The organism is Erwinia sp. MMLR14_017 (genome assembly GCF_033657285.1).
Taxonomy (GTDB): domain Bacteria; phylum Pseudomonadota; class Gammaproteobacteria; order Enterobacterales; family Enterobacteriaceae; genus Erwinia.
Map to the genome: position 1 here is coordinate 1 of NZ_JAWVWP010000012.1, position 24,096 is coordinate 24,096.

Annotated in this window: 22 protein-coding genes and 1 pseudogene; 11 read left to right on the top strand and 12 right to left on the bottom strand. The window is 52.7% G+C overall.

Annotated elements, in window-relative coordinates:
• Nucleotides 1–301: pseudogene (locus SD961_RS17625) on the top strand (type VI secretion system tube protein Hcp); the annotation flags it as partial.
• Nucleotides 292–951 carry a DUF2931 family protein gene (locus tag SD961_RS17630; RefSeq protein WP_318791641.1) on the top strand — a complete coding sequence of 220 codons (660 nt, stop codon included), beginning with the start codon at nt 292–294 and terminating at the stop codon, nt 949–951. The pseudogene SD961_RS17625 and the gene SD961_RS17630, both read left to right, overlap by 10 nt.
• Before the next feature lie 612 nt (nt 952–1,563).
• Here the strand turns inward: SD961_RS17630 and cspA are convergent.
• Nucleotides 1,564–1,776, bottom strand: coding sequence for an RNA chaperone/antiterminator CspA (cspA, locus tag SD961_RS17635; protein ID WP_306212832.1), 213 nt, complete (start codon nt 1,774–1,776; stop codon nt 1,564–1,566).
• A 241-nt stretch (nt 1,777–2,017) separates the two neighbouring features.
• On the bottom strand, nt 2,018–2,890 hold the full coding sequence (locus SD961_RS17640; protein WP_318791642.1) for a LysR substrate-binding domain-containing protein: 873 nt from the start codon (nt 2,888–2,890) through the stop codon (nt 2,018–2,020).
• Nucleotides 2,891–3,031: 141 nt separating this feature from the next.
• Between SD961_RS17640 and SD961_RS17645 the strand changes: the two genes are divergently transcribed.
• Entirely contained in the window at nt 3,032–4,411 is a 1,380-nt protein-coding gene (locus SD961_RS17645; protein WP_318791643.1) for an NAD-dependent succinate-semialdehyde dehydrogenase, read from the top strand.
• 156 nt (nt 4,412–4,567) lie between these two features.
• On the opposite strand, the gene SD961_RS17650 is transcribed toward SD961_RS17645, so the two are convergent.
• The 7 genes from SD961_RS17650 to SD961_RS17680 all read right to left on the bottom strand — a co-directional run bounded on the left by SD961_RS17650 (nt 4,568) and on the right by SD961_RS17680 (nt 12,156).
• Nucleotides 4,568–6,202, bottom strand: coding sequence for a GMC family oxidoreductase (locus tag SD961_RS17650; protein ID WP_318791644.1), 1,635 nt, complete (start codon nt 6,200–6,202; stop codon nt 4,568–4,570).
• The gene (locus SD961_RS17655) at nt 6,199–6,735 is read right to left on the bottom strand and encodes a sugar dehydrogenase complex small subunit (RefSeq protein ID WP_318791645.1); all 537 of its coding nucleotides are present in this window, start codon (nt 6,733–6,735) and stop codon (nt 6,199–6,201) included. Before SD961_RS17655 ends, SD961_RS17650 begins: the two co-directional genes overlap by 4 nt.
• Nucleotides 6,722–8,122, bottom strand: a complete 1,401-nt coding sequence (locus SD961_RS17660; protein ID WP_318791646.1) for a c-type cytochrome — start codon at nt 8,120–8,122, stop codon at nt 6,722–6,724. Before SD961_RS17660 ends, SD961_RS17655 begins: the two co-directional genes overlap by 14 nt.
• 122 nt (nt 8,123–8,244) lie before the next feature.
• Nucleotides 8,245–8,949 (bottom strand): hypothetical protein, encoded by a 705-nt coding sequence (locus SD961_RS17665; RefSeq protein WP_318791647.1) that lies wholly within the window; start codon nt 8,947–8,949, stop codon nt 8,245–8,247.
• Nucleotides 8,950–9,011: 62 nt separating this feature from the next.
• Nucleotides 9,012–10,160 carry a lactonase family protein gene (locus tag SD961_RS17670; RefSeq protein WP_318791648.1) on the bottom strand — a complete coding sequence of 383 codons (1,149 nt, stop codon included), beginning with the start codon at nt 10,158–10,160 and terminating at the stop codon, nt 9,012–9,014.
• Nucleotides 10,161–10,190: 30 nt separating this feature from the next.
• A complete protein-coding gene (locus SD961_RS17675; protein WP_318791649.1) occupies nt 10,191–10,829 on the bottom strand; it encodes an aldolase in 639 nt (212 codons plus the stop codon).
• 19 nt (nt 10,830–10,848) lie between these two features.
• The gene (locus SD961_RS17680) at nt 10,849–12,156 is read right to left on the bottom strand and encodes an MFS transporter (RefSeq protein ID WP_318791650.1); all 1,308 of its coding nucleotides are present in this window, start codon (nt 12,154–12,156) and stop codon (nt 10,849–10,851) included.
• A gap of 235 nt (nt 12,157–12,391) precedes the next feature.
• On the opposite strand from SD961_RS17680, the gene SD961_RS17685 reads away from it, so the two are divergent.
• Nucleotides 12,392–13,429 carry a LacI family DNA-binding transcriptional regulator gene (locus SD961_RS17685; protein ID WP_318791651.1) on the top strand — a complete coding sequence of 346 codons (1,038 nt, stop codon included), beginning with the start codon at nt 12,392–12,394 and terminating at the stop codon, nt 13,427–13,429.
• Here the strand turns inward: SD961_RS17685 and SD961_RS17690 are convergent.
• Together SD961_RS17690 and SD961_RS17695 are read right to left on the bottom strand one after the other, a co-directional pair.
• On the bottom strand, nt 13,426–14,127 hold the full coding sequence (locus SD961_RS17690) for a substrate-binding domain-containing protein (protein ID WP_318791652.1): 702 nt from the start codon (nt 14,125–14,127) through the stop codon (nt 13,426–13,428). The genes SD961_RS17685 and SD961_RS17690 overlap by 4 nt on opposite strands.
• A gap of 18 nt (nt 14,128–14,145) precedes the next feature.
• The gene (locus SD961_RS17695; RefSeq protein ID WP_318791653.1) at nt 14,146–15,384 is read right to left on the bottom strand and encodes an alpha-hydroxy acid oxidase; all 1,239 of its coding nucleotides are present in this window, start codon (nt 15,382–15,384) and stop codon (nt 14,146–14,148) included.
• A gap of 263 nt (nt 15,385–15,647) precedes the next feature.
• Here SD961_RS17695 and SD961_RS17700 point away from each other — a divergent pair, with 263 nt between their 5' ends.
• The 3 genes from SD961_RS17700 (at nt 15,648) to SD961_RS17710 (ending at nt 18,488) form a co-directional block, all read left to right on the top strand.
• Complete coding sequence (locus SD961_RS17700; RefSeq protein WP_318791654.1) at nt 15,648–16,316, top strand: aspartate/glutamate racemase family protein; 669 nt, start codon at nt 15,648–15,650, stop codon at nt 16,314–16,316.
• 3 nt (nt 16,317–16,319) lie between these two features.
• Nucleotides 16,320–17,588, top strand: coding sequence for a 3-oxo-tetronate kinase (otnK, locus tag SD961_RS17705; RefSeq protein WP_318791655.1), 1,269 nt, complete (start codon nt 16,320–16,322; stop codon nt 17,586–17,588).
• Between the two features lie 99 nt (nt 17,589–17,687).
• Nucleotides 17,688–18,488, top strand: a complete 801-nt coding sequence (locus tag SD961_RS17710; protein WP_318791656.1) for a hydroxypyruvate isomerase family protein — start codon at nt 17,688–17,690, stop codon at nt 18,486–18,488.
• 171 nt (nt 18,489–18,659) lie between these two features.
• Here the strand turns inward: SD961_RS17710 and SD961_RS17715 are convergent, their stop codons facing one another.
• On the bottom strand, nt 18,660–19,331 hold the full coding sequence (locus SD961_RS17715) for an SDR family oxidoreductase (protein WP_318791657.1): 672 nt from the start codon (nt 19,329–19,331) through the stop codon (nt 18,660–18,662).
• A 489-nt stretch (nt 19,332–19,820) separates the two neighbouring features.
• Here SD961_RS17715 and SD961_RS17720 point away from each other — a divergent pair, with 489 nt between their 5' ends.
• Genes SD961_RS17720 through SD961_RS17735 form a run of 4 tightly spaced genes read left to right on the top strand, consistent with a single transcriptional unit; the run spans nt 19,821 to nt 23,998 of the window.
• Complete coding sequence (locus tag SD961_RS17720) at nt 19,821–20,549, top strand: hypothetical protein (protein ID WP_318791658.1); 729 nt, start codon at nt 19,821–19,823, stop codon at nt 20,547–20,549.
• Between the two features lie 11 nt (nt 20,550–20,560).
• Complete coding sequence (locus SD961_RS17725) at nt 20,561–21,871, top strand: radical SAM/SPASM domain-containing protein (protein ID WP_318791659.1); 1,311 nt, start codon at nt 20,561–20,563, stop codon at nt 21,869–21,871.
• 46 nt (nt 21,872–21,917) lie between these two features.
• Entirely contained in the window at nt 21,918–22,094 is a 177-nt protein-coding gene (locus tag SD961_RS17730) for a hypothetical protein (RefSeq protein WP_318791660.1), read from the top strand.
• Between the two features lie 32 nt (nt 22,095–22,126).
• Nucleotides 22,127–23,998 carry an ABC transporter ATP-binding protein gene (locus SD961_RS17735; protein WP_318791661.1) on the top strand — a complete coding sequence of 624 codons (1,872 nt, stop codon included), beginning with the start codon at nt 22,127–22,129 and terminating at the stop codon, nt 23,996–23,998.
• Nucleotides 23,999–24,096: the final 98 nt, after the last annotated feature.

Sequence of the window (24,096 nt, forward strand, 5' to 3'; positions counted from 1 at the left end):
TGAAACCGTCCCAGGTTTTGCGTTAAATTCCGATTTGAACGCTTTATGTGAAAAAGCGATTGTGATGGGCCGGGCTGTCCGAAACGGTCTGCCTGCCACCGGCTTTACCACGCCAGAAATCCTGATGCTGGCCGAAAAGTATATTCACTGTTCAGCTAACTGGAACAGCGTGGTGCGGGATGGTCGGGGTCTGGTCAGCGGTGCGGTCAAACCGGCGAAGCTGGTGACGTACACCAACCGGCCGGACGAGCGCTGGCAGCATACTGTTTACGATATGGACGGAAATAAAATATGGAAATAACCCGCGTGACCTGGCTTATTCTTTTACTGAGCCTGACGGCCTGTCAGGACAACTCTTTGTCCGACACTGCCGTTCAAAACGCTGTACCAACAGAGTGGACCTTTGATTTTTTCACGCCCAAAGCGCTGCCGGCACTGGTGACGTTCGCCGTTGTTCAGGATGCAGATGGTAAGGTATATGAGTTTAATACCCTGAACCGTACATCCAATCTACCCGGGATAGTTGGCGGCTGGAATGACAAAGATCGTGCCTCTGGTGGCTACTGGAATCATGTTAAACGTCCCCTCAGACCTTTTATTTTTTGCTGGGACTCGATTATTGATAAAAGGGTGTATGAAACCCATCTGACTATCACTAAACCTGTACTTGAGAAAATGCTCAGGCCGGGTGAGTACAGGGATTATCGGGGAAGAACTGCGTATTGCGACAGAGTGCAAATTGGTCTGGCTCCAGAGGAGAAAGTGGCCGTCTGGTTACAGAGAAGTGGTTCTGAGCCTAATTACCGCATCATCCAGTCAATTCTGAAAACCGTATCAGGGGATAAATTAGATATTTGCAAAGGGGTAATGCGGTTTTCTAACGGCCAGGAGTACGGAAAAGAGACTGAGGACTTTATCAAAGGGAAAAAATACCCTTACGGTAGTTGGTAACCTACCTCTTAAACCCTAAGGGATCTTGCCGGGATTCTTTGGGGCTTGATGGTCATTTATAGCCTTAACTTACAATAATTTTTGATATCCAAACTGAACCTTAAATTTTTACTCGCGGTATAAATAACCAGCGGTACGACCTTTCCTGGGTGTGTTGGTACGCCAGGCGGATAACCTTTCATCGTCCGGTCGCTGCTGGCAAGCACAAAGCGACGGCATGACGTTGCTGCTACGGCTTCAGGAAAATAATTGACGTAAAATATTAACAGGCAGCGGCTGCGCGCAGGCGGCATCAGCAATGCCCGCCAGATAAATCACTCTCACCGCAACCTCCGGCCATAATAACGGCTTCTTATGTTACGAATTAATTGTGAAGATCAAACAAGCGCAGATGCCAGGCTGAAGAAATTGAGCAAGATTAAATCAAAAAATAATATTATTTTCATATAACGATAATATTTTGGTTTCTGATTAGCCGGAAAAAAATAGTGCTGGAGGGGGAGAGAAGGGTAAAAAGCTAAAAACCCGCACAAGGCGGGTTTTTAGTTTCACTGGAAGTCGTTGCTCAGGCCGGAGCCATCATCGCTAACGTCATTCTCAGTAAGGTCTGACTTACAGCGCTACTACATTAGCAGCTGAAGGACCTTTAGCACCGTTTTCAATGGTGAATTCAACAGTTTGACCTTCGTCCAGCGTTTTGTAATCAGTACCCTGGATTGCAGAGAAATGTACGAATACATCTTTGCTGCCGTCCTGAGGAGAGATAAAGCCGAAACCTTTTTCAGGGTTAAACCATTTTACTAAACCAGTCATTTTGTTAGACATAAATATTTCCTGTTATTTTCTGAGCCACTCAGTGTGGCGATTGAAACCTGATTTGAAGAGATTTTCTTATTGGGCACTTAGGAGGAGGCTCATGAGAAAGGATATCTATGGATAGCACTTAAACGAGGACTGCTTTACTAAAACTGCTTTCATAAGGTCTGTGTTCCAAACCGATGACCTATAAAAACACGCCAGCTAAAATAATGCAAGGCCTAATAAACTTTAAGGCTGAAGAGAATGATTATCCCGAATAATTCAGCAGCCCTTTTTCCAGCAGCAGCAGGTTTTTTTCTTTCAGGCTCTTTTCCTGCCAGACCAGATAATAGGTCAGCGATCCGCAATTAACAGCATACTCTTCCATCGCCATCAGCGACCCATCTTCAAGCTCTCTTTCCACCAGTACGCGCTGTGCCAGCGCCATACCCTGGCCTTCAAGAGCCGCCTGATACGCCAGCGCGGAGCTTTCCAGATCTCGCCAGGCTGGAAAATCAGCAAGGTTCAGGTGCCAGGCTTCAGCCCAGAGCCGCCAGTCGTCTGGCCTTCCCCGAACGCGAAGCAGCGTTTGCTTTGGCAAATCGTGCAAATTCAGCATGGTTTTTCTCTCTGGCGTGGGACGACAGACCGGCAGCAGAATATTTTCAACAAGAGGAGTGGCGTGCATCTGCGGCCAGTCACCGTTGCCCAGACGAATAGCCGCGTCATAGTGGGTGGCGTCATCCCAGTCAGAAGCCGTGGTCAGCCTGATATCAATGTCCGGATTCGCCAGCTGGAACGCCGTCAGGCGTGGGATCAACCAGCGGGTGGCAAAAGTTGTAAAGGAATGCAGGCGGATCACAGATCTGCCTGCGGTGCGGTGTAGTACCTGTCCCGCCAGCCGCAGCCCTTCAACATGTTCCCGGATCTGCTGGTAGTAGGCATTCCCTGCATCTGTTAACAGCAACCCGCGACCATGACGTTGAAAAAGTGAGGTGCCGAAGTGTTCTTCAAGCAGGCGTAACTGGCGGCTTACCGCGCCCGAGGTCACCGACAGGGCATCTGCCGCAGCATGGACGCTGCCGGTGCGGGCAACCGTTTCAAAAGCCAGCAAAGCATTCAGGGGAGGCAGATCGCGCATAGATATAACCGTTTAGTTTTTCTCAATGTTTGCGTAATTTTAATCGATTGTGCCGGTAAAGCTATCATTGCAAGCTGTTCCCTACACAAAATACTCAGGACCGTTCTGAGAAGGGTAACACTCCAGATAGTGAGAAAACTTATGATTACCGTATTTAATCCCGCAGACGGCTCTGTAGTCGGTGAAACACCTTTAATGGCCGCTGAGGAAGTGGCTGCTGCCATCAACCGCACCTGTGAAGCTTTTCCCGCCTGGTCAGCTAAGCCCGCAAAAGAGCGTAGCGATCGCCTGCGCCGTTGGTATGATCTGGTTCGTGCCGACAGGCGCGTGTTTGCAGAGTTGATGGTGAAAGAGAATGGCAAATGTTTAACGGAAGCGCTGGGGGAAATTGAGTATGGCTTAGGGTTTATTGAATGGTACGCCGAGGAAGCGAAACGCGTAAATGGAGAAACCCTTCCTTCTCATGCGCCGGATGCTTCCGTGCTGGTGATGAAAGAGCCTGTGGGGCCGACGGCCGCCATTACGCCCTGGAACTTTCCTTTTATGATGATTGCAAGAAAAGTGGCAACCGCCCTGGCTGCGGGCTGTACGATGGTGATCAAACCTGCTGAAGAAACGCCGTTAACGGCCTGGAAGCTGCTGGAGTACGCCCGTGAAGCGGGCATTCCCCAGGGCGTCTTTGAAATGGTCACGGGAGACCCGAAAGCCATTGGCGAGGCTTTTACCAGCGATGAGCGGATCCGTAAAATCTCCTTCACCGGATCGACGCGTGTGGGCAAACTCCTGGCCAGCAACTGCGGCGCCCAGCTCAAGAAAATGACTCTCGAGCTGGGCGGAAACGCGCCCTTTATTGTCTTCGACGACGCCACACTCACCGATGCCGTTAACGGGCTGGTTAGCGCCAAATTACGCAACTCAGGGCAGGTCTGTATTTCCCCCAACCGGATCTTCGTTCAGGAGGGGATCTATGAGGACTTTGTGGCGCAGCTCACGACGGCCGTTGCAAAAATCAGTGTGGATCAGGGGATGCAGGATGAATTCGTTGTCGGGCCGCTGATCAATCAGCAGGCCGTGGAAAAAGTAACCTCGCTGGTCAGCGATGCCATATCCCAGGGCGCTACCGTGCGGCTTGGGGGAAAACTGGCAGATCGGGGCGGGTTATTTTATCAACCGACCATACTGTGTGATATGCGTGATAGCTTTGCCATGCATAACACGGAGATCTTCGGACCCGTATTTGCTCTTTATCGTTTTAAAACTGAAGAAGAGGCGATCCGCCGGGCCAATAATACCGAATATGGTCTGGTCAGCTATGCCTGGACGACCGATCTGGGACGCGCGTTCCGGCTGTCCAGATCGCTTGAGGCAGGGATGGTGATTATCAATTCGGGTTCGGTGGGAACAGCGTCGGTGCCGTTTGGCGGGATTAAGCACTCCGGCTATGGGCGTGAAGGCGGGCACTACGGCATTGAAGAGTACGTTCAGGTAAAATATGTGCTGATGGCGGGACAGCAGCGCTAACCGTGAGGGGACGCTGAAGCTTTAAGGAACAACTCAGTCCCAGGCCAGGTAAAAAAGGGCGGAGAATAAAGGGCATCCCGTCGGAGGCGCTGCCACTCTGATGGGTGCTCTTGAGTTATTCCGCCCTTAACAGAGCTGGCGACAGGTGTTACTCCGTTATACTTTCACCACCTTCAGCAGATGATCCGCCAGCCGCAGACTTAATGCGGCACCGGTCAGCGTAGGGTTCATGCAAGAAGCCGATGGCATCACGCTGGTTCCGGCGATAAACAGGTTGGGATGATCGTGCGTCTGGCAGTGGCGGTTCACCACCGAGTTGCTGGCATCATCTCCCATAATAGTGGTACCCATAATGTGCTGACGATCCTGATACCCCGTATCGATTTTCGAAACGTCGGCGTTGAGCAAGCGCGCAAAATTATCGAAATCCTTCAGTCCCTCTGCTTTTCCGGCGTGCCAGTAATCGGTCACGCTGTAGTAGATTTCGGGCACCGGAAGGCCAATCGCATCTTTTTTGGTTTTACTCGGGACAATTCTGTTTTCCGCCAGGGGCAACGTCTCGAAATCGATGGCGAAATTCAGCGATCTTGCGGACATCCTGCGCAGCTCTTCATCCAGTTTTGAACCCAACACGCCTTTTTTGATAAGACCAGCAGCATAGTCCGCAGTAGGAACGGTGTTGCGCACTTTAATTTTGTAGCTCGGAAACGTCTTGCGGAACTCACCGTCACGGTTATTCAGATACACCAGCAGCTCAGTTGGTCCCTGTCCCGGCCAGACATCCTCTCGCATCATCACATTCATACTGATGCCGGTATGCCCCATCAGATTGCGACCTACCTGATCGGAGCTGTTGGCGATGCCGTTGGGATAACGTTCTGAAGTGGACATCAGCAGCAGCTTGGGAGACTCGATTCCGTAGGCCGCCAGCACAAAGTACTTTGCCGTCAGGTGATGTTCTGAACCGTCCGGTTTCTTATACCAGATGCCGGTAATGTTGCCGTCATCGCCTGCTTCAAGGCGACAGACCACCGAATTATCCAGCAACTTCGCGCCGTGCCGTTCTGCCTCATCGATATGCATCGATCCATCATATTTCGCGGCAATGGGACAAACCGGATTGCAGTTATTGTTGCCCGCGCATACCGGACGCTTGCCATAAGGACGGGTAGCCCGGCCATTCGGCTCCATCACCGGGTTATAGCCGCCTGCAGCAAGCAGCGTGGAGAGGCGTTTAAACAGGTAGCTTGGTTCCAGCCCTTCCATCGGGAAGGGGGTGGAGCGGGGTGGCCAGGCCTCACCGCCATGCCCGCTTTCATCCTGACCCGCCATCCCGGAGACGCCCAGCTCCCGCTCCGCTTCGCCATACCAGCTTTCCAGCTCGTTATAGCCAAACGGCCAGTCACGTCCGCGTCCGTAGAGGCTTTGCAGCTTAAAGTCATTAGGGATCATCCGCCACAGGGCCGATCCAAAGTGCCAGGTTGTCCCGCCCACCACGCGCAGATACTTGGTGGGATATTTTACTGGCCCGGTTTGTTGCAGGTAATCACCATAGGTGGAGGGCACATGCGGCAGATCGGGATAGGGCGAACCCACCCCCTGAAGCTTCATGTTGGTCAGCGACATTTTAAACGGCGAGTTGCGGAACCTCTCCACAATGTCCTGACGTTTAATGCGCGGGCCAGCTTCAACAATAATCACCGATTTACCCGCTTTAGCCAGCTGGGTCGCCACCAGACCGCCCATGACACCCGATCCGATAATGATCACATCAGCATCAACGCTGTTCATGCCGTCACTCCTTTATTTGTCTGCCGACTGGCAGGTTTACTGCCCCATGAATCGGGGCCGCCGCCGTAGCTGGGCACCACCAGAATGCCTTTGGTCGGCAGATACATCATGGCGTCTGAGTAGGCGATAAGTTCACTTTCCGCCCCTTCACCGACAACGCCCGTGTACCAGCTACCGATAATCAGTGCGGCAGTCTGCCTGAGCGGATCGTTATCGCCCACCGCCTGTAAAAAGCTATCGACATGCGTAAAGGCGTGCGCAGCAAGATAGTCGTCCAGGGCTGAGAGACGCTGGGGGAAATCCTTAAAGTGACGTTGTAACGCCTGATAATAGCGCTGGCTCAATACCGGACTGACCGGACGACTCACTAAAAAGGCGGAGACGGCAGAAAAATTGCTTTCAACGCCTTCACGCGCCTGAGCCATCTCCACTGGAAACAGCGTGGCGCAGGCGGCACTCAGGGATAGCACCGCCATGCCTTGCAGTAAACGGCGGCGGCTTAACGACCGGGGAGAGGAATTAACGGCTGACATGCTGCCTCCTTTTACGGCTGAGAGAGATAAATGCCGCGATTATCAACAGCAGAACGACTGCACCCACACCCAGAATCCATGGGCGTGTGAGGCTGACCAACAGCGGCTTTTCTCCGCCCTCGCGCAGGGCTTTAACTTGTTCTTCGCTGACGCTGAGTTGGGGATTGCCATAGTGCTTCAGCACATAATTGCTGACGTCGGCGATCTCTCTGTCACTGAGCCGTGTAGTGAAATCTGCGTCAGGGCCAAAAGCAGGCATGGCGATCGTTTCACCATTCACCGTGCGCTGTACACCATAGAGGATGGCTGAGACCAGATTATCCGGGTTATCCGCGCCGGTTGCGGTGTTGTGGAACAGTGACGGATAGCGGGTATTGCCCTGGCCGTCAGGCTGATGGCAGTTAGCACAACTGCCGCTGAAGACCTTCCAGCCAGCGTCCTGTTGCTCTTTATCCCCACGGAGCTGCTGTTCCGAAGTTGAAGGCTGACCGTAACTCTCGCGGGGCATGACCGCACCCGTATTGACGGCAGGAACCTGACGCAGATAGGCCACCATCGCCTGAATATCCTCTTCAGAGAGATGTTGAAAACTGTGCTCAACGGCTTCCGCCATCGGTCCCGCGGCCTGGGCTTTACCTGCTACATGACCGGACTTAAGATAGGTCGCCAGTTCATCTGCGCTCCAGTTGCCGATGCCGGATTGCGGATCTGGCGTGATGTTGGGCGCATACCAGCTGCCAAGGCTGCCGCCGGAGAAGGCGCGATCGTCCTGCTGGCCCATCAGTATGTTACGCGGCGTATGGCAGGTATCGCAGTGCGCCAGCGCATTCACCAGATAATCGCCACGGTTGAGTGATTCAGACCGGGAGGCATCGGGCGTAAAGGGCTTCGCCTGTGAAAAGAGCCAGTTCCAGACGGCCATCGAGCTGCGGATACTGAACGGGAAGGGTAATGCTGTTTTCGGCGGGTCGGACTCTACCGGCGCAACGCCCTGCATAAAGTAAACATATAAGGCATGCATATCCTCATCGCTGATCCTGGCGTAAGAGGGATAGGGCATTGCCGGATAAAGATGCTCGCCCTGTTTATTGATGCCTTGCCGTACCGCACGGGAGAACTCTTCTTCGCTGTAATCTCCGATGCCATGCCGTCTGGAAGGCGTGATATTGCTGGCAAAAATGGTGCCCATTGGGGAAGAGATCGCGTATCCGCCCGCCATGGGTTCGCCCTGATGGGGTGAAGTGTGGCAGGCCCCGCAGTCGGCTGCGGTTGCAAGGTATTTTCCTTTCGCTATCAGCGCCTGCGCTTCCTGCGGCGCAGAAGCAGCAACGCTTCCGGCCGTGAAAAGGCTCAGACTGATGGCGAAAGGCAGACAGAGTCGTCTCAACTGACATGCTCCTGTAAAAAGAAAAAAGGACGTTTATAGGGTAAAAAGGCGCTTCTGCGTGCGCTTCTTGACACAAATACAGCCCCGCTTCCTGAGGAAGCGGGGAAAAAATCAGAGGAGGATCAAAGCAGTTCGTAGTCGTTGAACACCAGAGGCGTTTCGCCGCCGTTGGTCAGCTCGATTTTATCCGCCTGCGTCAGGAAAGCGTCGCCGCGATGTATCCACTGCTCTTTATTACGGTTAGGCTGACCCGGTACAGAGGTCAGCAATCTTCCCTCGGTAAAGAACACCCTGACGCCAGGCCCATGCTGGGTATAGAGGGTGGTGCTCTCGCCAGGTTGCAGCGTGACTTTCCAGCCTTTTACCGTTTTCTCATCCAGAACCAGTTGGAATGGCGGAATAGCCGGGCGCGTGGCCCCGCCGAAATTAAGCGGGCCATGCTGTTTAATCTCAAAAGAGACCTGATGATTCAGCGTGGTGCCAGTATTGGTAACCTTGTCGGTTTCAGACTTGCCCTGATGCGCGCCAAATTTGACGTTGCCGCTTTTCATCTCGTGATCTTTAGCCGGTTTATCCGGGTAAGAGATATGGACCATGCTGCCATTCACATGGGTGTTGACGTAATCCAGATGCTGTTCATGGAACATCGTGGACTGACCTGGCCGGAGCATTACCCGCATCACCGTCACATACTCATTTTCCAGAATCACGTGGTGCAACGGCTCCAGGTTGGTAGCAATCACCTGTTCAGCAGCCTGGGTGGCGGGGGCAGCGCTCAGCGCCAGGAAACCTGCGCTCAGCAGGCAGGGCAGCAGTTTACTTTTCATAATAACTCCAGTTAGCAGAGTGGCAGCCCGGTACAAAGCCATATATCGGGCCTCAAAAAACGTTACCTTTCAACCATCGAGATCCAGTTCGCGCCTTTGCCTGTCGGATAGCGTCCCACCAGCGTCAGCGCACCGGTGTTGCCGTTGATGGTGTAGAGAGAAAGCTGCGTGGATTTCTGTCCGGACTCGATCAGAAAACGGCCGCTGTTATCAATGGCGAAACCACGCGGCTGCTGTTCGGTCCTGATACTGGTGAGATAAGTTAAATGCCCGTCATTGGGGTCAACCGAGAAGGAGGAGAGGGTGCTGCTGGTGCGTTCCGTCGAATAGAGATAACGGCCATCTGGCGTCAGATGCAGGTCTGCCTGCCAGATGCGGGGTTTGTGTGAAGGCGGAAGATCGTCATCGCCGGTTAACGGACGGGCTTCGCCCCGCTGCATATCCTCTTTCGGCGAGACTGAATTTACCACTTCAGCGGGGGTGGCAGTGCCATCCTTGTTCAGCGTCAGGCGGCTGATATTGCCCGCCATCTCGGTAAGGATATAGAGTGAACGCTTGCCCTGTTTATCCAGTTTTGGCGCAATAACAAAGTGGCGGGGGCCGGTTGCCGCTTCGCTCTGAATATTGATAAATGGCGGATCGTTTGGCGTAACCTGCCCGGTCGAGGCGTTGAAATGGTACTGAAGCAGCTGATCGGCACCCAGCAGCGTCACGTAGAGCGAGCGGTTATCCGGGCTGACCTGTATGGCGTGCGCCCGTTTACCGGTATGCACCACCTGCACCGGTTTTGCCTCGACTTCGCCCCGGCTGTTGATGCGGTTAATACTGAAAAGATCGCCGCCGTAGGAGGCGCTCAGCAGAAAGTGCCCCTGCCTGTCCATCGACAGATAAGCCATGCTTTCCGGCAACGGTGACTGGCTGGTTTTCACCAGCTTGCCATCTGGCTGAATATCATAGACCATCACGCTGTATGGCTTACTGCGCACCGAGACATAGAGTTTTTTCTTGTCGGGTGAAACTACCGAAGACATCGCCTTGCTCCCCGCCGGGAAATCCCCCAAAGGGAGCAGCGTTATCTTCTCTTTATCCAGTTGATAGCCGGTCAGGGTACCGCTGTCGGCGTTGGAAACGTAGAGCAGACTTTGCGCCTGCGCGCCAGCAGACAACATCATCACTGACGCTACCATGCCTGCATAAATACTTTTTTTCATTGTTATATCCTTGCTGTAGGGAAGAGATGTTTACCAGCGGGTAGAAAAAACCTCGCAAAGTTCCTGTACCGCCTCCTCGCTGAGCGGTTGCGGTTTGGTCGCGGCCAGCAGCCATAATCTGGCGGTCTCTTCCAACTCTTCTAAAGCTGCGCAGGCGGTGGAAACGGTGGGTCCCCAGATAACCGGGCCAAGACGCTCAAGCATCACTCCGCGCACTTTGCAGGCTAATTCAGCCACCTGTTCAGCCACTTCTGGCGCCCCAGGGCGACGGTAGCTGATAAGCGGAATGCGGCCCACTTTCATCACCTGATAAGGCGTGATGGGCGGCAGAATGCTCTCTGGCTGCCAGACTCCCGCCAGCGTCAGTCCGACAAGATGAGTGGAGTGGGTGTGAACCACGCCGTTTACCTGCGGATTGTGGTCATAGGCCTGCCGATGAAGCTGCAGCGTTTTCGACGGTTTATCACCGGAAACCCATTCGCCACTGGCAGAGACTTTGGCAATGCTGGCCGGGTCAAGACGACCCAGACAGGCATCCGTTGGCGTAATCAGCCAGCCATCTTCCAGCCTGGCGCTGATATTGCCCGCCGTTCCCACGGTATAACCCCGGTTAAACAGGCTGCTTCCTGCCTGGCAAATTTCTTCACGCAGCTGGTTTTCGTTTTTCATCAACATCCTCACAAACAACTTAACGATCGGCGGTGGCTACTTCATTCACCGACTGCGCATTTTTGATATCAAGCGGCTCAACTTTGCCCATGATGAACAGGAAGTTGAACGCGCCAAACAGACAGATCCCACCAGCAACCAGCAAGGGCACCACAAAAGAGCCGTGGCTCAGGGTCAGCATCAGCCCGGTAAAGGAGGCCGTTACAATTCCGGCCAGGTTTCCGGCAAAGTTTTGAATACCGCCCAGCGTGCCCACGTAGCCAGAGCTGGGCGCAACGTCTGCGGGCAGAGTCCAGATATTGGCTGCGGTAAAGGCCAGGCCGGCATAGGTCAGAGAGAAGAGGGTGAGGATCACGGCAATGCTGTCAGTAAAGGCGGCGAAAGCAATCACTGACGAGAGCAGCATTCCGGCAATCAGACAGGTTTTTCTGGCGGTAGTGAGCGAGAAGCCTTTGCGGTACATCCAGTCCGAGGCCATGCCGCCCAACAGACTACCAGGGATCCCCATCAGTGCAGGAATGGCCCCCAGCGTGCCCAGCTCTTTCAGTGAAAAGCCATGCGCCATGGTGAGGTAGGTTGGGAACCAGGTGACAAAGAAATAGGTGGCGAAGTTCATGCAGAAGAAGCCGATCATCATGCCCCATACCGTTCTGTAGCGGAACAGGGGAGCAATGCGCACTTTTTCTGTTTTATCCACCACGTGAACGCTGCGATCTTCCAGCAGATTCTGCCGCTCCTGCGCGTCCAGATTCTTCATCTCTTCGGGTTCACGGTAAAACGCCAGCCAGACGACAACCCAAATCAGACCCAACGCGCCGGTCACAATAAAAGAGGTTTCCCAGTTCCAGGTGCTGATCAGCCAGGCGACCAGCGGTAAAGCGAGCGCGCTACCGGCACGTGGGCCTGCATCAAAGATCCCGCTGGCGGTACCACGCTCCTTTTTGGCAAACCAGGAGTAAACCACTTTGGCGCAGCCAGGATAGCCGCCGGATTCACCCAGGCCCAGCATCAGACGTGAAGCGAAAATCGAAGTAAATCCTTTGCCGAAGGCAGTGAAAACGGTGAAAAGCGACCACCATCCCACGGCAATAGCCAGTCCGGCGCGGGCGCCTAACCGGTCAATCAGGCGGCCGGCGGGGATCTGCATCAGCGCATAGGTCCAGAAAAATGCGCCGAGAATAAGGCCCATACTGGTGTCATCCAGCCCCAAATCCGCCTTAATGTGTGGCGCAGCGATGGCCAGATTAATACGATCTATATAGTTAATGGCGATGGCGAGGAAACAGAACGCAATCATCAGCCAGCGAACCCTCGGGTATCTACGCATGGTGAATTCCTTTATTATCTCGGTGTTTGAGGGCGGGGTAACTGCGAGATAATCTCACTGCTATCCGCTTCTTTGTTATCAATTAGTGATGTGGTGGGCTACTTTTGATAATATGATGTTAAAAGTAAGCGATTACAAAAATCAGTCAAGTCAAAAGTAAGCGCTTTCAAAACGAAGCTTTGGTTGTCTGCAAATTTTGTGGGCGATATCACTAAATTTAGCCTGGAGTTCGATCATGTCCGATAAGCCTTCTCCCTCTTCACGAGTTTCTCTGGAAGATGTTGCCCTGCGATCGGGCGTATCGACGGCAACGGTTTCCAGAGTGCTCAATGGCAGCACGACGGTGCGACAGTCGAGGCGTGAGGCCGTTGAACGTGCCTGCGAGGAGCTGGGTTATGTGATTAACCGGGCTGCCCGCACCCTGGCATCGCGACGTAGCATGTCTATCGGTGCCGTGGTGCCCACCCTTGCCACCGAGACCTTCTCCCGCCCGCTGGCCACTTTCCAGCAGAAGATCCACCACTCCGGCTATACGCTGCTGCTGGCAAATTCAAACTTCGATCCTGACACTGAGCTGAAAGAGGTGAACAAACTGGTGGAGTACGGAATTGATGCCCTGATGCTGGTGGGGAATTCACACCATCCCAAACTGTGGGAGCGGATAACCCGGCAGGGCATACCCTGTATCCAGACCTTTTCCGTGGATCGGCGCTATCCCAGCGTGGGGTACGATAATGAACAGGCTGCCGCAGAAATGACCTCGCATTTGCTGGCGCTGGGCCACACTAATTTTGCCATTATCGTAGGTACGCCGCCGTCAAACGACCGCGTTTCAGACCGTATTACCGGCACAAAACAGGCGCTGGCCGCAGCCGGGCTGACGCTGGATGAGAATCAGTTGATTAACAGCGCCTTTACCATGAACGATGCGCGCCAGGCGATGTTTAAACTGCTGGAGAGGCCCAACCCGCCGACTGCGGTGATTTGCGGTAACGATTTGCTGGCATTTGGGGCGATGCGGGGCGCCAGTGAACGCTATCTGCGCATACCCACCGATATTTCAATCACCGGCTTTAATGATTATGAGTATGCGGAACACCTTGAGCATCCACTGACCACCATGCGGGTTGAACTGGATTCGATAGGCCTTTGCGCTGCGGAATTCCTGCTTGCAGAGCTGAATGGTGAAGAGGCTGCCCGCCAGACGGTGTTAAAACCGCAGCTGATTGTGCGGGGCAGCACAGGTTCGGCTCCCCGTATACCGCGTGGTTAAACGCGCCACTGTAGCCCGAACGCTTCAAATGCGCTGCGGGCCTGCTCTGAGCGCAGTGATTGCAGCAGTAACGCTGCCCCTTCAGGATCCACTGCCTGCCTGAAAATCCCGCCGGAAAAAGAGGTCACTTTTTGCACCGCTTCCGGCAGCGGGCCGATCACTTTTATACCTTCCACCATCAGCAGTTCGCTGATCTGCTGCACGGCAATATCCGCGTTACCTGCTGTCAACTGGCTGGCCGTAAAACCTTCAGGGATCGTGGTGGCGCGCGCCATAATCTGCTCTTTAATGCCCAGTTTTTCCAGCAGCGTCAGAAAGTAGATCCCACTTGCCCCGCCCAGGGTAATAGCTACCGAGCGGGCATGCAACAATGCCGCGGTTAAGGCCTCCACGCTGCTGATATCGGGCGCTTCAGCGTCGGGGAGCATCGCCAGCCCTACCTGGGAGTCCACCAGCTCAACGCGGCTCGCGGGATCGATCAGTCCTTCGGCAATCAGCCTGTCCATCACCGGCACGGTAAGGATCACTGCATCTGCCTGTTCGCCGCTGGCGATTTTCTTTTCAATGACCGTGGTGGGATTCCACTCTATCGCCAGCGCTTTCTCCGGGTGCTGTCGGCCCCATTCTGCCTCAAGCTCAATGAATGGCGCGCGAATGGCTAAAGCGCTGAACACGCGAATTGGGTGTTGATGACTCATTTTTACTCTCCTGTGGGGTCAGAACATGCGTTTAAGATAACTGCTGTCCAGCTCCGATGGGGTTCTGACACCAATCAGCGCCAGATCGCGATCTATCTCATCGCGTAAAATATGCATGGCATGCTCAACGCCAGCCTGGCCGCCAATCACTGCGCCGTAGAGGAAAGGGCGCCCGAGGAAAACAAAATCTGCGCCCAGCGCCATCGCTTTCATCACATCGGTACCGCGACGAATGCCGCTGTCGATAATCACCTTCATTGACCCTTTCTTCTCTGCGATTTCCGGCAGGGAGTAAAGCGGAGGAATAGTGTGATCCAGCTGACGGCCGCCGTGGTTGGAGAGGATCACCGCGTCTGCGCCCAAATCGCGGGCAATAAAGGCATCTTCCGGGGACATCAGACCTTTGATGACCAGATTACCTTTCCATTTTTTGCGGATCGCCTCTACATGTTTCCAGTTCAGCTTGTCACGCGCCTGCGTGTTACGGACTTTGCTGGACATCATCGGAGGGCCGCGCTCCGCGTCGGTATTTTCAAAATGGGGCGCGCCATGACGTAGGAAGGTTTGCGCTACGGTGCCCAGCAGCCAGCGGGGGCTTATGGCGCTTTCAAATGCAACCTTCGGCGTGATTTTGATCGGCATACTGAAGCCGCTACGCGTGTTGTGCTCGCGGTTGCCCAGCATTGGCGTGTCACCTGTGACAACCAGCGTCTGGTAACCCGCAGCGGCAACGCGGTCGACCAGACGGTCAATACGCGGCTGATCGCCAGCCAGATATGCCTGGAACCAGGCATCCGGGTTAGCGGCATGCACATCCTCCAGCTTCACCAGCGACGAGGCGCTGAGGATCATCGGAACGTTCATTTCCCGCGCGGCCCGCGCCATCGCCACATCCGCCTGATAAGCCACAAACGAAGCGCCGCCCAGGGGAGCGACGCCAAAAGGATGATGCCAGGTATGGCCAAACAGGGTGGTGCCCTGGTCACGTCCGGAGACATCGCGGAACATGCGCGGGATAAAGGTATAGCGCTGGTAGGCTTCGAAATTACCGGCGATGCCGCGTCCGGTTTCCACTCCTCCGGCGACGTACTGATAGATCATGTTAGGTAATCTGCGGCGGGCATGGCGTTCAAAATCGTCCAGCGCCAGCAGGTCACGAAACTGCCTGGGTAATGTTTTTACCGCCGGGCTGGTCACGGTCTGTCCGGGGCTGGAAGCCACGGCTTGAGATAAAGAAGAGTTGGCAGGGGATGTCATAAGGCGTTCTCACACTCCGTAAGTAATTAGCGCCAGGGCGTACCGTAAAAGAGGTCATGGCGGATTAAATTTTGTAAGCGCTTTCAATTCTGGTCAATCATCGCTAACATTTCAATAACAACCAGGCGTTACCAATACGATTTTATGTGATCTGGTTCACTTTACAGAGACAATTGTAAGCCCTTACATTTAAGGGGTGCCTTCCGCCTGCATATTTATCCGCTGCGCGAGTGCGACCCGACACCCATTGCCAGGAGTTAATAATGACTGTTCGAATAGTCCTACTGCATGCCACCCCGGTTGCGATGGCACCCATTCATGCCGCTTTTAATGAAGTCTGGCCCGAGGCTGAGCTGGTTAATTTACTGGATGATGGACTCTCTCTTGATCGCGCAAGAGAGCCGGATCTTAGCCCGGCCATGATTGGACGGTTTGTCCGCTTCGGCCAGTACGCTTATGAGATGCAGGCGGACGGCATCCTGGTGACATGCTCCGCTTTTGGGCCAGCGATTGACCAGCTTGCCGCAAAGCTGCCCGTGCCGGTGCTGAAACCCAATGAAGCGATGTTCCATGAGGCGGTAGCGCAGGGGAAGAACATCGGCATGCTTGCCACCTTTGGCCCGGCGGTTGAAACCATGACCGAAGAGTTCAACGACTATATTGCTCAGCATAATTCTCAGGCCACGCTGACCACCATTCTGGTGGCAGATGCGATCGATCTGCTGAAAAAAGGCGATGCGGAGAGCCATAACCGGCTTGTTGCCGCCAGGGCCAGAGACCTTGCTCATTGCGACGTCATTATGCTGGCGCATTTTTCTACCTCCCGCGCCGCCGATGCCGTGCGCCAACAGGTCTCCATCCCGGTGCTGACCGCGCCTCACGCGGCGGTAAAACGCATCAAAGCCAGCGTACTGGCCGGACATCAGGAGTAAGCCATGTTAATTGGAGTGATAGCGGATGATTTTACCGGGGCCAGCGACATCGCTGTTACGCTCTCGAAAGGCTTGAAAGGGGAAGGTGGCCTCTGCACTACGCAATATCTTGGCCTTCCCTCCCGGCCCGCCACGGCTGAGGTGGAAGCGGGCGTGATCGCCCTTAAAAGCCGCTCTGTCCCCGCAGATCAGGCCGTGGCTCAGTCGCTTGCTGCCTGCCGCTGGTTACTGGACCAGGGTTGCGAGCAGATTATCTTTAAGTACTGCTCAACCTTTGATTCAACGGATGAAGGCAATATAGGCCCGGTCACTGATGCGCTGGCTGAAATGCTGCAAGCCAGCAGCGTGGTGGTCTGCCCGGCTTTTCCGGCTATGGGGCGTACGGTTTATCAGGGACATCTGTTTGTTCATGATCGGCTGCTCAACGAATCGGGAATGGAGCATCATCCGCTGACACCGATGAAAGATGCCGATTTGCGTCGGGTTTTAGCCCGCCAGAGCAGAAACCGCGTGGCGCATATTGGCTGGAATAGTGTGGTGCAGGGGAGCCAGGCGTTGCGGGAAGTTCTTCAGCAGCAGGCTGAAGAGGGGCGCACGCTGGTCATTGTTGATGCTGTCAGCGAGCACGATCTGGTGGCAATTGGCCGTGCCTGCCAGGGCGCTGCGCTGGTAACTGGTGGGTCGGGCATTGCGATGGCGTTGCCGCACAATTTTATTGCCGCCGGACGGGCAAAAGGCAAGGCGGCCAGCGTTCCCCAGATTACAGGGCCAGAGGCCATTCTGGTGGGAAGCTGCTCAGGCGCTACCCGCCAGCAAATAGCAGAGCACCAGAAGCATTATCCGGTGATGATGGTTGAAGTGAAGGATGTGCTCAGCGGCAAAACCGGCGCTGAGGAACTGGTGGCCTTTATTCAGGCTAACCAGGGCAGATTGCCGCTGGTCTACTCATCGGGCGATCCGGAATCGGTGAAACAGACTCAGCAGCAATATGGTCGCGAGAAAGTCGCTGAAGCACTGGATACGCTGTTTGGCAGTACGGCACAAAAACTGGTCGCGGCTGGCGTGCGGCGGCTGGTGGTAGGCGGCGGAGAAACTTCCGGTGCGGTAGTCAGCGCGCTGGATCTGGGGGCTTTAACCATCGGCGAAGAGATTGATGTGGGCGTACCTGCTCTGGTTTCGCAGGGGGAAAGTCCCATCGCGCTGGCGCTGAAGTCTGGCAACTTCGGCGGCAAAGACTTCTTCGCCCGCGCCGTTAACACGCTCAGCGGCTGACGGAGCACGACGAACAGGGGCAAATGGGTCTGCTTCAACAAGCCGAAATGGCTGATGCGGCAAACGCGAGCTTCAGCCATTTCGGCTTATGAGGTAAAGATGAGCGGATTACGTTTTTGTGCCAATCTGAAGTGGCTGTTTACCGAGCTGCCTTTTACAGAACGCTTTGCCGCGGCAGCAGAGGCGGGCTTCACGGCGGTGGAGTATGCTTCTCCTTATGCTTTTTCACCCGCCTTTCTGCAGGATCTGCTGCAGGACAACGGCCTGAAGCAGATCCTGATCAATACGCCAACCGGCGCACCGGACTCGCCCTTAAGAGCCGGTGCGGCTTGCCATCCTGACTTTCGGCCCGCTTTTCAGGCCGCTATGCTACAGGCGCTGGAGTATGCCGCAGCATTAAGCTGTCCGTTCATCCATTTGCAGGCAGGCATAGAGCCGGAAGGGGTTTCGCCCGAGCGTGCGCTACGCCAGTTTGAAGAGAACATCTGCTGGTCGGTTGAAAAGGCGGAAAAGCAGGGCGTTATCCTGCTGCTGGAAGCGATTAATTTACGCGATATCCCCGGCTTCTTTCTGCATGATTATTATCTGGCCGCAGAGATTGTGCGCCGAATCAACCATCCCTCACTACGCCTGATGCTGGATCTCTACCATTGCCAGGTTTTGCATGGCGATATCAGCCATAACCTCAGCCGCCTGTTACCTCTTACTGAGCATATACAGATTGCCGACGTTCCCACGCGCAGCGAGCCGGGCAGCGGGGAGCTGCACTGGCCGTTTATCTTCCGGCAGCTGGAGCAGCAGGGCTACAGGGGATGGATTGGCTGCGAATATCGCCCTTTACACCACAGCAGTGAGAGTTTTAATTGGCTCAGGCAATATCAAAATCAACAGGGCAGCTAACGTATTTCGCAGCTAAAACGCAGGGCGAACGGCCATTCAAAGCAGGCCTGTCGAATCCGGTTACGGATGATATCGACAAATAGCAGAAGTGCATGTTGGGAAGGGACACTATCGGAAATATTGTTGGGGCTATGCAGCCGCCGTCCATTCAGACTGCGACTGCATGTTTTATTACCAGCTAAGCTGTTTGCCAGCGTAGTCCAGATAATGGTGACCGCCTTTGCCGGACCAGAGCTCCAGCTGATCGGCAATGCCTTTGGTGCTCTGCTCAACGGTCAGCGTGGCGTTTTCCCCGCCCATATCGGTTTGCACCCAGCCAGGATGGACATTCAGCAGCGTCTGGTTTGGGGCTAAACGCCCGCTCAGCCCACGTGAAAGCATATTCAGCGCGCTCTTGCTGGCGGAATAGAGCGGGTGAGTGGCGGAAGGATTTTCATTCAGGCTCGCCAGCTGTGAAGTCATTAAAGCCAGCACGCCATGCATCGGGGAAAGCAGAGGCAACAGCTCTGTCGCGCAGCGAACCGGTGAGATAGCATTGGTCAGGAACAGGGCGCTTAACTCTTCATCTTTTGCCTGCTCAATATCCTGATGGTCAGGGCCAAAAATGCCTGCATTGATGAAGATCAGATCGAAAAGCCGCTCTTCAATCTCATTTTTCAGGGTTTGCCGTTGTGTCGGCTCGTTAATATCTACCGTCAGCCAGTGGATAGCAGAATCAGAAACGGGCGAGGAGTGACGGCTGGTCGCGAAGACTTTCCAGCCACGGTGCGCCAGGGTGTTTGCCAGGCCCAGGCCCAGCCCGCGAGAGGCACCAATAATCAGCGCTTGTTTTTGGGTTTCCATAAGCTTTCCTTTGGTGAAAGAATAAAAAGAGTCGTTAACACTGTAACCGATCGGCCAGCGTTCTACGTCGGAATCCCAGATTTTTCCGTCCCCCGTAGCACTCCGTAACCAAATTTCCGTGTCGCTGTTATTTTCCTGGTTAGCTTCTTTCTGCTGACTTTGGCGACTACGGCGCGTATCTGGTGATAAGATTCAGTCCGATGCCGGAAGCGATGGATATTACATTCCACTCGCTAATCACGCAGAGACAATAGTCAGTAGTTTATGCCCGAAATTGAAATAACCAGATAAACGCTGTAGACGCATATACCCCTGATGGTCAACTGCGCTCTGAAGGAATAAGGCTTCATAAAATGGGCTGGGAAAAAATTAAATTAATGAAGTAAAGCTACATCGCCCTTCCTTAAGTGTTCAAATTTTGATCAGTGTCATTTTATCAGCAGAACTAAGGATATAAATTGCTAAAAAAAATTACATTTACTAAAGAAAATGAAAATTGGAATTTATTGCACCGTTAGTAAAGACGAGTTGAAGCTTGCTCTGGCCACCTTGAATTTTGCCGGATTATCTGACTATGTTTTTAAGATAGCAGTCCTGATAACTGAAGTTAGACCAGAGATGCCGAAAAAACTCACAGAAAAAATCACGGTCTACAGTCAGGATTTCGGGGCTGGCTATAACCTGGCTGTCGCGACTGGAGGATATGACCAGATCGCTGCAAGAAATTTTTTGATCGAAAAACTTAATGTTACTGAAGTCGACTGGCTCATGATGCATGATGCAGATGACCTCTATGATCCAGATTATTATCGCTATATTTCAGAACAATGTGGAATGGCAGATGCAGTGACCTGTTCCTGTTTTTCATTGAGGCCTGGCCCAGAAATATGCGTTCCAATGGGAAAAGCAAGGAGTATTAAGGGCCGAACGCTATATGATCCTCATACACGGATCTGGAAAAAAAACTTGGGCTTAAAATATGAGAAATCAGTGGGTATTGAAAAGATTTTTGCCAATCACAGCCGACATTGCGGTGTTAAATTTTCTGAGCATATGAATATTTTCTCTACTGACGGATTATATCATTTCCATTTGCATGGATTACTTAACAAGCGACACAGCAAGAAAATTTCAACCTATTCAAGTCATAATTGTATTCTTCCGGAAAGTATTGGATGTTTTCTTAAAAAAAATAATTGGCTTTTTTCTTCATCATAGGCAGGTCTCTTATGGATGAGAAAGTAAATACTGAAATGTATTACTTTAATGGTGATGATGGTTTTATATACCTGCATTTCCCTATTCGGGGATATGCACTGAAAACACATCAGGATAATGAGCTATTAGTCAAAAAACTCGCACAGGGAGGTACTCTCACTGAATGGGAATATAATCATCCTCTTGCTATCGGATTGAGACAAAAAACATTATTGGGGAATGAATTAAATCCCCCACTGGTCATGCAGGACCTGGCAGATTTCAAACCCATTGAGGCAACTCTTCTCCTGACCGAGAGCTGTAATCTTGCCTGCAACTACTGTTATGCAAAAGCAACTACACACAAATCTTCTCCAATGCCCAGGGAGATCGTAAAAGGTGCCATCGATCAGGTGATCGAAAATGCCAAAAGACATAAACACAAAACCGCCGAATTTCGTTTTCTTGGCGGTGGTGAACCTACGCTTGAATGGGATTTAATCGTTTGGCCCACACATTATATTCGTTATCGGGCGGATGAAGCGGGCGTAAATCACTGGATCCGCCTGATCACTAACGGTGTGTTAATCAATGATGAAAAAGCTCGCTGGATTGCAAAAAATATTCACTACGTGACGCTTTCCTGCGACATTCTTCCAGAGTTGCAGGTTAACCGCTCATTCCCGAATGGAAAAAACTCGCATAAAGCCGTTATGCGTGCGGCTCAACTGCTATGTAATCACGGCGTACCCTGTCATTTCCGCACAACCATTTATTTTACGGCTTCTGAACGACTGCGAGAGATGGTGGAATACACCCATAAATACACCGGAGTTAAAACCATACGCTTCGAACCAATGGCGGAAATTGGCCGCGCCAATGACACTGAGATGAATAAACCGATACAGCAGGATTTCGTTGATGCATTTATAGCAGCCTATGGGCTTGGGAAGAAATATGGAATACTGGTTACCTGCAAAATGATGACCAATATTCAACGCCGCTCAAACCGCTTCTGTAATATTGAATTTTCTATTACCTCTGAGGGTAACGTCGTGGGATGCCACCGATACAGCCGAAAAAATAATAGCGATTTCGACTTTTATCATGTCGGGGCCTGGAATGGCCGAAAGTTTAATTTTGATATCAAAAAAATCAACTATTTGCGTCGGGTGAACACCCGAACATTCCAACAGTGCCAGAATTGTTTCGCCAGGTGGAGCTGTGCGTCAGGTTGCCTTTCTGCCCGTCTGCAGAACGGTGAAATTAGCCAGACCGGACCACTGTGCCATCTGACACGGGAGTTGCTGAAGTTCAGCATCAAGGAAGCATTGCGAGCATAACATTGCGCACAATGCAGTCATTATGGCTTTATTGGAGTGATTCGTTATGAAGAAAGAAAAGCTGGAAGACGTAAAAAAAACACCAGTCAATGCGGATAAAGACATTGACTCGGTGAAGTTTATTTCTACGGATGAAGACGAAAAAGAGGGGAATTTCGAGTTCCTTTGTTGCCGTGGCGGTAGTATGACTGGCAACTCCCGTGGGGGAGGGGGTAGATGGTAATGAAAACCATGTTGTAGCTGTCGAAGCTTATAATGATGGCAACTCCGGTTGCCATCATTATTTCCCGTGAAGGAAAATATATGTGCGAAAACCTGTTCCGTTTTTTTGAAAATTTACTTAATCCCTTTCAGGATAAGGATGCTGCTTTTCAGCAGCACAAGCAGGGACTCTGGTATTTCATCAAAAAAATTAAAGTTATTGTATTGCTGGTTGCTCTGGCCGGATTGATTAAAGCAGTTGTAGATGTCGGTGTGATCTATACCGTGGGTCTGGTTATTGACTCCCTGAACGGCACGCTGTCATCTGCCCTTGTTTATCAGGTCACACAGAACCAGCTACTGATGATGGCCGCGTTGCTGTTTCTTGTCGTTCGTCCGATCACATCATTAAGTCTGGGGTTACTTTGCGATCAGTGTCTCCGTGCCCGTTTCAGCCCGATGGTCCGGTGGATGTTTTACACTAAGGCCGTCAATAATGACCTGGATTTTTTTAACCGTAATCATGCCGGAAAAATCGCGTCATCGGTCTGGCAGGCCGGGCAGGCGGTAACCGAGTTTTTACTCAGCGCACTGCAAATGATATGGGCGAATGTGGCTTACGTCATTCTGACTCTGGGATTTATGAGTACTATCAATATCTGGTTTGCGGTAGTGATCATGTTCTGGCTGGTGCTTTACCTCTGCCTTTCGGTGAAATATGCCCCGGAGATCAAAAGGCGCTCCCGTAAATCAGCCGATGCTTCAAACGTGATTAATGGTCATCTTGTCGACATTTTCACCAATATTATTAATGTGAAATCTCTGTCACCACACGGCGACGATCGCGAATTTGTCCGTGAGAAACTGAGCGATTTTATTGGAAAAAATGAACGCTTCCTACGGACAATAACTACCGCCGAAACTCTCCTGCTGCTGACCAGTTCCACTGCGATGGTGGCAACCGGATATATTGCTATTTTCTCATGGCACGCGGGTTTGCTCTCGGTGGGCGAAATTTCGGTGGTCTTCGGGCTTGTTTTTCGCCTTGAGGGCCAACTGACCGTTCTGATGGAACAACTCACTGGCGCGATGCGCGCGCTGGGGCTGTTTAATGCCTCCATTGAAACGGTACATCACCAGAATCAGATGATCGAAGGAAATACCCCAACGTCCAGGGATGGCGCCACAGGTGACATCAAACTTTGTGATCTGCGCTTTCAGTATGAAGCCGGAAAACCGGTGATCCGGGGAGTGAATATACATATCCGGCCAGGAGAAAAAGTCGCTATCGTGGGAGAATCGGGTTCCGGAAAATCTACGCTAATCAGCCTGCTGATGCGGTTTTACGATCCTACCGAAGGAAAAATCATGCTGGATGGTACGGATATCCGGCAAGTATCCCTGAGTGACCTTCGTCATCAGTTCAGCATAGTTACTCAGGATAATGTGCTGTTTAATCGTACTATTTATGAAAATATTACTTTTGGTTGCCGCAACTTCAGCGAAGAAGATGTTCGGGCTGCGGCACAAAAAGCTAAGGCACTGGATTTTATCCTTCAGGCAACAGACGGCACCCATACAGGATTTGAGACCCTGATCGGCGACAGAGGTGTCAGATTGTCTGGAGGGCAGCGGCAGCGGCTCAGCATCTGCCGGGCCATCTTGCGCAATGCCCCTTTACTGATTCTGGACGAAGCCACCTCTGCGCTCGACTCGCTGACGGAGGCTGAAATCCGTGATTCACTGAACGAGGCGATGGCGGGTAAAACAGTGATAGCGATCGCGCACCGATTGTCATCAGTGATCGGTATGGACAGGATTATTGTGCTGCAGAAAGGTCTTGTGGAGGAAGAGGGTACTCACAATGAGCTGGTTCAACAGGGAGGTAGCTACTACTCCCTGTGGAAAGAGCAGGCCCGTTTATGACGGCACATCCATTTAAACTGCCCCCGGAACTTCTGGCTTCTTTCGCCTATCAGTCACAGTGGCATCTGCACGGACGCACGGTAGACGGCCAATGCTGT

Coding starts and splice junctions, on each gene's coding strand:
- SD961_RS17710 (WP_318791656.1), top strand. CDS start 17,688: ATGAGCGGATTACGTTTTTGTGCCAATCTGAAGTGGCTGTTTACCGAG.
- SD961_RS17680 (WP_318791650.1), bottom strand. CDS start 12,156: ATGCGTAGATACCCGAGGGTTCGCTGGCTGATGATTGCGTTCTGTTTC.
- cspA (WP_306212832.1), bottom strand. CDS start 1,776: ATGTCTAACAAAATGACTGGTTTAGTAAAATGGTTTAACCCTGAAAAA.
- SD961_RS17665 (WP_318791647.1), bottom strand. CDS start 8,949: ATGAAAAGTAAACTGCTGCCCTGCCTGCTGAGCGCAGGTTTCCTGGCG.
- SD961_RS17725 (WP_318791659.1), top strand. CDS start 20,561: ATGGATGAGAAAGTAAATACTGAAATGTATTACTTTAATGGTGATGAT.
- SD961_RS17695 (WP_318791653.1), bottom strand. CDS start 15,384: ATGACATCCCCTGCCAACTCTTCTTTATCTCAAGCCGTGGCTTCCAGC.
- SD961_RS17720 (WP_318791658.1), top strand. CDS start 19,821: ATGAAAATTGGAATTTATTGCACCGTTAGTAAAGACGAGTTGAAGCTT.
- SD961_RS17735 (WP_318791661.1), top strand. CDS start 22,127: ATGATGGCAACTCCGGTTGCCATCATTATTTCCCGTGAAGGAAAATAT.
- SD961_RS17690 (WP_318791652.1), bottom strand. CDS start 14,127: ATGAGTCATCAACACCCAATTCGCGTGTTCAGCGCTTTAGCCATTCGC.
- SD961_RS17730 (WP_318791660.1), top strand. CDS start 21,918: ATGAAGAAAGAAAAGCTGGAAGACGTAAAAAAAACACCAGTCAATGCG.
- SD961_RS17685 (WP_318791651.1), top strand. CDS start 12,392: ATGTCCGATAAGCCTTCTCCCTCTTCACGAGTTTCTCTGGAAGATGTT.
- SD961_RS17630 (WP_318791641.1), top strand. CDS start 292: ATGGAAATAACCCGCGTGACCTGGCTTATTCTTTTACTGAGCCTGACG.
- SD961_RS17700 (WP_318791654.1), top strand. CDS start 15,648: ATGACTGTTCGAATAGTCCTACTGCATGCCACCCCGGTTGCGATGGCA.
- SD961_RS17640 (WP_318791642.1), bottom strand. CDS start 2,890: ATGCGCGATCTGCCTCCCCTGAATGCTTTGCTGGCTTTTGAAACGGTT.
- SD961_RS17675 (WP_318791649.1), bottom strand. CDS start 10,829: ATGAAAAACGAAAACCAGCTGCGTGAAGAAATTTGCCAGGCAGGAAGC.
- SD961_RS17715 (WP_318791657.1), bottom strand. CDS start 19,331: ATGGAAACCCAAAAACAAGCGCTGATTATTGGTGCCTCTCGCGGGCTG.
- SD961_RS17655 (WP_318791645.1), bottom strand. CDS start 6,735: ATGTCAGCCGTTAATTCCTCTCCCCGGTCGTTAAGCCGCCGCCGTTTA.
- otnK (WP_318791655.1), top strand. CDS start 16,320: ATGTTAATTGGAGTGATAGCGGATGATTTTACCGGGGCCAGCGACATC.
- SD961_RS17670 (WP_318791648.1), bottom strand. CDS start 10,160: ATGAAAAAAAGTATTTATGCAGGCATGGTAGCGTCAGTGATGATGTTG.
- SD961_RS17645 (WP_318791643.1), top strand. CDS start 3,032: ATGATTACCGTATTTAATCCCGCAGACGGCTCTGTAGTCGGTGAAACA.
- SD961_RS17650 (WP_318791644.1), bottom strand. CDS start 6,202: ATGAACAGCGTTGATGCTGATGTGATCATTATCGGATCGGGTGTCATG.